Origin of the sequence: Ruegeria sp., from assembly GCF_028066395.1 — a bacterium.
Lineage (GTDB): Bacteria > Pseudomonadota > Alphaproteobacteria > Rhodobacterales > Rhodobacteraceae > Ruegeria.
This window is the reverse complement of record NZ_JALCBM010000002.1, coordinates 101,796-103,548: the sequence shown is the minus strand read 5'-3', so window position 1 is coordinate 103,548 and position 1,753 is coordinate 101,796. Positions and strand designations below refer to the sequence as shown.

The window sequence follows — 1,753 nt, the reverse complement described above, 5'->3', positions numbered from 1 at the left end:
GCGCGGTTCTGGTTGCATAACGAGATGCTGCAGGTCGAGGGCAAGAAGATGTCCAAATCGCTGGGCAATTTCTTCACCGTGCATGATCTGCTGGAACAAGGAGTGCCGGGTGAGGTGATCCGGTTTGTTTTCCTGCAGACCCATTATCGCAAGCCGATGGATTGGACCGAGAAGAAGGCGCGCGAGGCTGAGGTCACGCTGCGTAAGTGGCGGACGCTGTCGGCGGGCGTCGAGCCCGCCGACAGCGTGGCACCCGCGTTTTTGGAGGCGCTGGCCGATGATCTGAACACGGCGGGCGCCATCGCCGAACTCCACCGTCTCGCAGCGGATGGGGATGCGGCGGGGCTTTTGGCCGGGGCGCAGACGCTTGGGTTACTGACGGATGGGATGGGCGCTTGGGCGGAAACATCGGTGGATTTGTCGTCTCATGCGGACCGGTTGGTGCAAGCGCGGGAGATTGCGATGCAGACCAAGGATTTCTCGGAAGTGGATCGCCTCAAAGGGGCCTATGTCGACGCGGGCCTCGAAGTGCGTATGAGCAAGGCTGGGGTGGAGTTGATTCCGGGACCTGGCTTTGACCCTTCAATGCTGGAGAATACTTAACTAATGTCTCGCCCGGGCTTGCCCGGGCAGCGCCCGACCGCCCCCATGGGCGGGCGCTTCGCACCCACCCGCGGCCGGGCGCTGCCCGAACAAGCCAGAGAGCCAGTATTATGACCAAGGAACGCCTCTATCTCTACGACACCACACTGCGTGACGGGCAGCAGACGCAGGGTGTGCAGTTCTCGACCGCTGAGAAGGCGCAGATCACGCAGGCTCTGGATGAGTTGGGTGTCGATTACATCGAAGGCGGCTGGCCCGGGGCAAACCCCACCGACAGCGCGTTTTTCGATGCGGCCCCCAAGACCACAGCACAATTGACGGCGTTTGGGATGACCAAACGCTCGGGCCGGTCGGCTGAGAATGACGATGTGCTGGCGGCGGTGATGAATGCGGGCACGCAGGCGGTTTGTCTCGTCGGCAAGGCGCATGATTACCACGTGACCCATGCGCTTGGCATCCCGTTGGAGGAGAATGTCGAGAATGTGCGTGCCTCGATGGCGCATATCGTGGCGCAGGGGCGTGAGGCGCTGTATGATGCCGAGCATTTCTTTGATGGCTATAAGGACAACCCGGGATACGCAGTCGAGGTCTGCAAGGCCGCGCTGGACGCAGGTGCACGCTGGATCGTGCTGTGCGACACCAATGGCGGCGCGCTGCCCTCAGAGGTTGGGCAGATCGTGGCCGAGGTGATTGCGGCGGGCATCCCCGGCGACCTTTTGGGCATTCACTGCCACAACGATACGGAACAGGCGGTCGCGTGTTCTCTGGCCGCCGTCGATGCGGGCGCACGGCAGATACAGGGCACGCTCAACGGGTTGGGCGAGCGTTGCGGCAACGCCAACCTGACCGCTCTGATCCCGACGCTGTTGCTGAAGGAGCCCTATGCCAGCCGTTATGAGACCGGCGTGAGCCATGAGGCGCTGGCCGGGCTGACGCGGATCAGCCGGATGCTGGACGAAATCCTCAACCGGGTGCCGACGAAACAGGCGGCCTATGTGGGGGCCTCGGCCTTTGCGCATAAGGCGGGGCTGCATGCCAGCGCGATCCTCAAGGACCCCACGACCTATGAACATGTGAACCCGGCCACCATCGGCAATGCGCGGATCATTCCGATGTCGAACCAGGCCGGGCAGTCGAACCTGCGCAACCG

Annotated in this window: 1 protein-coding gene and 1 pseudogene; both read left to right on the top strand. The window is 62.9% G+C overall.

Going from position 1 to position 1,753, the window contains the following annotated elements; genetic code table 11:
* Nucleotides 1-603: DALR domain-containing protein (locus tag MPJ51_RS01295; RefSeq protein ID WP_298381175.1), on the top strand; the 603-nt coding region annotated here is incomplete at its 5' end.
* 110 nt (nt 604-713) lie between these two features.
* Nucleotides 714-1,753, top strand: a pseudogene (locus tag MPJ51_RS01290) (citramalate synthase); the annotation flags it as partial.